This window comes from Acidimicrobiales bacterium (genome assembly GCA_036273495.1).
Taxonomy (GTDB): Bacteria; Actinomycetota; Acidimicrobiia; order Acidimicrobiales; family JAJPHE01; genus DASSEU01.
The window spans coordinates 1-6,731 of sequence record DASUHN010000373.1; the positions used below are offsets into that span (position 1 = coordinate 1).

Genomic DNA, 6,731 nt, shown 5'->3' on the forward strand with positions numbered 1-6,731 from the left:
GACCGTCGGTCACGTGGCCTTCTCCCGGCGCCTCGAGGAGACGGCAGCCGGCCGGTCGGACCTCGAAACCCGATGGTTCCTCCTCGACCCGGAGCCGCAGGGTGCCGTGGAGCGACTCCCGCCTTTCTCGCGCATCTGGACGGCGCGGGCCGCGCTGCGGACCCGGCGGCTCCTGGACCGGTCAGTGGTGTCCCCCGACGCTCTCTTCTTCCACACCGTGGCGCCCGCGCTCCTCTGCCGGCGGTGGCTGCGCCGGGTGCCTTCGGTCATCTCGCTGGATGCCACTCCGGCCAATGTCGACGAGATCGGCGCGGGATACGGGCACCGGGTCGGACCCGCGCCCCTGGAGGCGGCCAAGACCAGCCTGGCCCGGGCCGCGCTGGCCGACGCCGCTGTCGTGGTGGCGTGGAGCCACTGGGTCCGGCGCTCGCTCGTGTCCGACTACGGCGTCCGGCCCGACCGCATCGTGGTCCAGCCCCCGGGCGTGCCCCTCGAGCGGTTCCCGGTGCCACCCCACCGGACGCCCGATCGAGTACGACTCCTCTTCGTGGGAGGCGACTTCGCGCGCAAGGGCGGGCCCGCCCTCCTGCGCGCATTCGAAGACCTCCCCGCCCGGTGCGAGCTGGACGTGGTGACGTCCGCCGATCTCCCCGGGTCCGAGCGGGTACGGGTCCACCGCGGCCTCACCCCGGACCACCCCGAGCTCCTCCGGCTCTACGCCGGAGCCGACGTCTTCGTGCTGCCCACCCGCGCCGACACGTGGGGCCATGCCGTGGTCGAAGCCATGGCGTCCGGGCTGCCCGTCGTCACGACCGCGGTCGGTGCCCTGCCCGAGATGGTCACCGACGGAGTGGAGGGGCTGGTCGTCGACCCGGAGGACGGCCGCGCCCTCACCCTCGCCCTCCGGCAGCTGGTTGGGGATCCGGGGCTGCGCAGCCGGTTGGGTGCGGCGGCGCGCCGGAAGGCCGAGGAGGAGTACGACGGCCGCCGGAACATGGGCCGCATCGTCGACCTGGTGGTGGAGGCGGCGCAGCGCCCGATGGTCAGGCGTTGAGCATCGACGAGGCCGGCGGCCGCGACAGCGCTCCGCCCGGGGAGGCCGCGGTGGGGCCGGACCCCGAGAGTGCCGCCCGGAAGCAATTCCTCTCGGCTCGCGCCCTGCGCATCCTGCGTGTCGCGTTCTCCGTCGCGGTGGTGGCCGCCCTGGGCGTCGTCTGTTACCACGCCATCAGCGGCGTCTCCTCGCTGTCGTTCGACATCCGGCCGGCGTGGTTGATCGGGGCATGGCCACTGGCACTGGCGTCGTTCCCCCTCCTCGCCGTGGCGTGGTCGCAGATGCTCGCCGCCTACGGCCACCAGGTGCCGGTCCCGGTCGTCGTCCGTCTCTGGTCCCTGGCGCAGGCCAGCCGGTACCTCCCCACCGGCCTGGCCGCGGTGGCCAGCCGGGCCGTGCTGGCGGCCCGCCACGGCGTTCCCCGGGCCCTGTCGGTCACCACCATGGCGGCCGAGGGCGCCCTCCTGGCGGCGTGGTGCGCGCTCGGGGCCGGCGCTCTTCTGGCCGCGGGAGGCCACCAGCCGGTGATCCCGGTGGCGATCGGGGGCCTGGCCGGGATCGTCGCCGTGCCGGTCGCCCTGCACCTGGCCGGACGGGCGCGGTGGGGCCAGGCGCCGCGGAGCCGGTTGGCCCGCTTCGTCGTCCGCTTCACCCGGTCCGAGCAGCCCCCTCGGTCACAACCGCTCGCCAAGGCGGTCCTCACCATCGGGCTCAGCCTGATCGTCAAGACCGTGGTCTTCGTCCTGTACGCCCGGGCCCTGCTGCCCGTCCACCTCTCCGACCTGGCCCTGCTGGTCGGCGCCACCAACCTGGCGGCGGTGGCCGGCCTGGTCGGGGTGACGCCGGCCGGCATCGGGGTCCGGGAGGGGGTGCTGGTGGCGCTGCTCGAGCACCGCTTCGGCGCCGCCAACGCCACCGCCATGGCGCTCACGCTGCGGGTGTGGGATCTCACTGTGGAGCTGCCCTGGGTGATCGGATCGGTGCTGGTGAGCCGCCGTCGTCCGGTCTGACCGGGCGGTGACCGTGGGAGCGGCGGTCCGGCGCCGGCGGGTCGGGGAGCCCGCCCCGGCCCCGGTCGCCTGGTGGCAGCCGGCGGTCGCGCTCCTCGTACTGGTCGGCGTGGTGGCCCGGGTGTGGATGCTCTGGCACGCCCCGCTCAACGCCGACGAGGCCAACGCCGGCCTGATGGCGCGCCAGATCCTGCACGGCCACTTCTACACGTTCTTCTGGGGCGGCCAGTACGGGGGGATCGAGCCCTACGCCATGGCCCCGTTCGTTCTCGTGTTCGGGAACAACCCGATAGCCCTCAACGCCGTCCCCGCCGTCCTTGCCGGCGTCTCCTGCCTGCTCGTGTGGCGCGTGGGCCTGCTCGTGTTCTGGAACCGGGCCGTGGCGGCGCTGGCGGGGGCCGTGGCGTGGGTCTGGCCCGAGAACAACATGTGGCTGTCGACACGCGAGTCGGGGTTCCGGCAGGCCACGTTCGTGTGCGGACTCCTGGTGCTCCTGTTGGCGGCGCGTGTGGCCTACCGCTCCCGTCCGGGGTCGCGGCGGGACTGGCTGCTCCTCGGGCTCGCCGCCGGGGCGGGCTGGTGGTCTTCGCCCGAGATCGTCTACTACCTGGCGCCGGCCGGCGTCCTCCTGGTCCTCCGGCACGGGCGGGAGTTGCGCGACCGCGATCCGGACGTGTGGCGACGGGTGGCCCGGGCGGCGGTGGGCGGCGTCATCGGCGCCCTGCCGTGGCTGTACACCAACATCCAAGACGGCTTCCTGTCCCTCACCGAGCCGACGTCACACACGTCGTACGGGACCCGCCTGCACGTCTTTGCCGCCAAGGTGGCGCCGATGCTGCTCGGGCTCCGGGCCGAGGGGGCGGGACAGTGGATCCTCCGGCCCCCCATCGCGCGCGGCCTCGACGCCGTCGCGGTCGAGCTGCTGATCGCCGCCGCCATCGCCGCCTTCTGGTGGCAACCCCGGGCCCGCTTCCTGGTGGCCGGCATCGTCGCGTTCCCGTTCCTGTACGCCGCCTTCCCCCCGAACGGGTTCTGGAACGACGGTCGCTACGGCGCCCCTCTGGCACCGATGATCGTCCTGGTGCTCGTGGGCGGCGGGGCGCTGCTCCTGTCCGGGCTGGCCCGCCTGGCGCCGTACGCCGCCACCGGGCTCGAGCTGGCCGCCGGGCTGGCGGCCGCGGCCACCGTGGCGGCCACGTTCAACCTCTCCCAGGCTCACGCCCTCGGGTCGTGGTCGGCCCTCACGACCTTCGGGCCCGACCCGAACCGCGGCACCCGGCAGGTCATTGTCGACCTCGACGCCCTCCACGTGCGCGACGCCTACGCCACCTACTGGATCTCCTACGACGTGATGTTCCTGTCCGCGGGCCGGATCACCATGACCGAGATCGACGACATCCGCTGGCGGGGGGCCTACGACGCCGTCAACGCCTCACCGGACCCGGCATGGGTCTACGTCAACCCGCAGGCCGAGAAGGCCGCCACGGTCCAGTTCGGGGTGAGCGATCTCGGGTTCCCCGAGAGCCAGATCGTCCACTACCTACAGGCCCACGCCATCGCCTACCAGTACCACCGGGTCGGGCTGGTGGACGTGATCCAGCCGGCGCGGAAGGTCACGCCCTCCGACATCGGCGCCCGGCCCGTGTTCGTCTGGAACCCGGCCCAGTGACCCACGACCTGGTCACGGGGTGCGTGACCGACCGTGGGCCCGGGCGCGGGTGCCGGTCGCGTGGGGGCTGTACCCCACGGCCGCGGGCCCGCCGAACACGTGGACCTGGGTGATGCCGGCCGAGGCCAGGTAGGCCTTGAGCTCGGCCGGGGGCCCGGAGGGATCGGTGAGGAGGAGCGGCTCCCCGGCCGCACCGAGCATGGGGGCGGCGGCCAGGGCGTCAGGGAAGTTGACGCCGCTGGCGACGCCCACGGCCTTGGCTCCGGGGAAGAACCTCTGGGCCACGGCCACCGCCGTGCCGTAGCGGGTGGACCCGACCAGGCCGGCCGTTGCCACTGTCCGGAGCGCCTGGGCCGCCGGCCCCCCGATGGCGTACACGGTGCCGGGCCGGTGAGCGGCCAGGTAGCCGGAAGTGGCGGCCGGCAGGGTCGATCCCGAGCTCAGCAGCACCGCCCCCCGGCCCACGGCGGCGTCCGAGGCGGACAGGGCGTCGGCAAAGTTGTCGCCGGTTGCCACGAACACCGTGCCCGGGTCACCCAGGGCATCGGCCACCGCCGTCGCCGTGCCGTAGCGGTCGGCGCCGGCAATCCGGACCACCTTGAAGCCGGCCGCCGTGACCGCGTCGGCCACCGACGGGGCCATCGCTCCGGTGCCCCCGAGGAGATACACCGTGGTTCCGGGCGCAGCCACCCTCGTCAACTCGGCCAGCACCCGCGGGTCCAGCGCCGATCCGGGCGTGATCAGCAGGGGGGCGTGGCGGGCGCCGGCCAGCGGGCCGCCGGCCAGCGCGTCGGCGTAGTCGTCGGACCTGGCGATCACCACGCCTCCCGCTCCCCCGGACGGGAACGCCTGATTCGACACGGCTATGGCCGTGGCCACCCGGTCGGCCCCGGCAATCCGGTCAGTCGTGGCGGCCACCACCTGCCAGCTCGAGGCGTGGGCGCTGAGAACGGTGATGGTGGCCACCCCGTCCTTCACCGTGACCGACTGGATGCACAGGTCCGACTTGGTGGTCCCCGCCGCGCAGGGCGGGGCCACCGTCCCGTCCCGCACCACGGTCAGCTCGTCAGGGGTGACGCCGGCCGGGATCAGGTTGGCGGCCACCGAGAACGTGAGGGTGATGGGGTGGTCGGCCGTCGACGGCGGAGCCACGATGGTGGCGCCCGCGCCCAGAGGCACGTACCCGGCGGGCACGTTCCCCCCGCCTGCGTTCTTGGTGATCTGGATCGGCCCGCCGGCGGGCGACACCACCGTGACCACCTCGGGGAGCCCGGGACCGGGCTTGGAGCCGGAGGGATCCGAGGACGCCGTGCCGGACACACCGGGAACCGGGGACGAATCGTCGCCCGTGGCTCTCACCAGCCCAGGCGATGCCGGGCCGTCCCCGACGGCGTTGGTCGCCACAACGGTGAGCGAGGTGCCGGCCGGGACTCCGCTGATGTCGGTCGAAAGCTCCCCCGGGGCGGTCAGCGCCAGGAGCGACTGGCCCGCGAACACCTTGTAGGCGGTGATCGGGCTGCCGCCGTCGCCGGCCGGAGCCGACCAGGTCAGCTCGGAGCCGCCGGCTCCCAGCGCCAGACCAGCGGGCGCGCCGGGCACCGCCGGCGCCGGTGCGTCGAACGTGGCGATATCGGTCTGGGAGACCGGGACCCCGTTGGCGTCGGTGATCACCGCGGTGACGGTCCTGGTCCCCGCCGGGCCGTCGGACGGGGTGAACGTCGCGGTACCCGACGCCTGGGTTGTCGTGGTGATCGTCTGGGTGGTGGCCGACGTACCGCGCTGCACGAACTCGACGCTGTCGCCGTTGAGGTTGCTGGCCGACCACGACAGGGTGTTCCCGCCGGCCCCCGGGGTCACCGATCCCGAGACCGTGGGTGCGGTTGTCACCGCGTACTGGTTGGCCGCACCCAGCGGCAGCGAGCCGTCGTCGGGCGTGGTCGTGTAGGTGCCGGCCACCGGGTCGGACACGATGAAGTCGGTCAGGCCGTCAGGAGCGTCCTCGAGCACGAACACCCGCGACGCGCCCAGGTCGAGGAGGGTGCCGGACGGCGTGGTGGCGGGGATGTCGACGGAGTTGCCGTCGGGATCGGTCAGGGTGAAGCTCGGCAGGCCGCCCTCACCGGGCACGGACCCGGCCAGGGCGGTGTCACCGGCGGCGGCGGTGAAGCTCGGCGTGGCCGGATCCCCGTTGGCCCTCAGCAGGCGGGCCAGCTGCGCCGTGGCGAAGGGCCGGACCGGCCTCGAGACGTCGCACGACGGGAAGAACGGGGTGAACTGTCCCGACCACGTGTACCTGAACCCGGCCTTGATGCCGATGCCCGTGTCCCCGCAGGCCTGGAGAGCCTGGTTGTTGGCCAGGATCGTGGCCGTGGGGTGCCATCCGAGCACGGTGATCTGCGCCTGGGCAAAGAGCGAGAAGCCCGACGGCGTGGCCCAGCCCGACAGATCGGCGTTCCCGCTGACCGGCCAGTTGTAGCCGGGGGGAGGCAGCTGGAGGCCGACGTCCATGCCGAACTCGTTGCCGTTGACGAGATCCGCCGTGGCGTGGGCCAGCTCGAACTTCTGGAGAACGCTCAGCTTGACCCCGAGGTGCCACTTCGACGGGTTCTGCCCGTCGGCGGCGGAGTAGGTGAGGGTCCCCTGGGCGCTCAGGAGATCGGGGATCCCTGGAACCGGCGGGGCGCCGATCGCCATGCCGACTGTGCCGCTCACGACCAGCGGATCGACGCCGAGAGTCACGCTCCCGCTCTCGAGGTAGACGACGCCACCGATCGGGATGTCGCCGGTGACCGAGAGCGTCGCCATCTTGAAGGCGTTGTGCTCGAACTCGACCCCACCGCCGATGGCGAACTGGGCGCCGGGGATGACGGCGTCGATGACACCCGTGTAGGTCCCGCTGTCGGGGGCGTAGTCGATCTTGAGGTCCTTGACGTTGACCACCCCGGAGATGGTGGCGTTGAAGAGCTCGAAATGGGCGGCGGTGAGCTGGCCCGACGTG

4 protein-coding genes are annotated in these 6,731 nt (G+C 73.3%); 3 read left to right on the forward strand and 1 reads right to left on the reverse strand.

Going from position 1 to position 6,731, the window contains the following annotated elements; translation table 11 throughout:
- The 3 genes from VFW24_16140 to VFW24_16150 form a co-directional block, all read left to right on the forward strand.
- Positions 1-1,054: glycosyltransferase family 4 protein (locus tag VFW24_16140; protein ID HEX5268298.1), on the forward strand; the 1,054-nt coding region annotated here is incomplete at its 5' end.
- Positions 1,051-2,064: a lysylphosphatidylglycerol synthase domain-containing protein gene (locus VFW24_16145; GenBank protein ID HEX5268299.1), complete on the forward strand. Its 1,014-nt coding sequence runs from the start codon at positions 1,051-1,053 to the stop codon at positions 2,062-2,064. The genes VFW24_16140 and VFW24_16145, both read left to right, overlap by 4 nt.
- A gap of 7 nt (positions 2,065-2,071) precedes the next feature.
- Positions 2,072-3,733 (forward strand): glycosyltransferase family 39 protein, encoded by a 1,662-nt coding sequence (locus VFW24_16150; protein HEX5268300.1) that lies wholly within the window; start codon positions 2,072-2,074, stop codon positions 3,731-3,733.
- A gap of 12 nt (positions 3,734-3,745) precedes the next feature.
- Here the strand turns inward: VFW24_16150 and VFW24_16155 are convergent.
- Positions 3,746-6,731 (reverse strand): cell wall-binding repeat-containing protein (locus tag VFW24_16155; GenBank protein HEX5268301.1); only part of this gene is annotated, 2,986 nt, incomplete at its 5' end.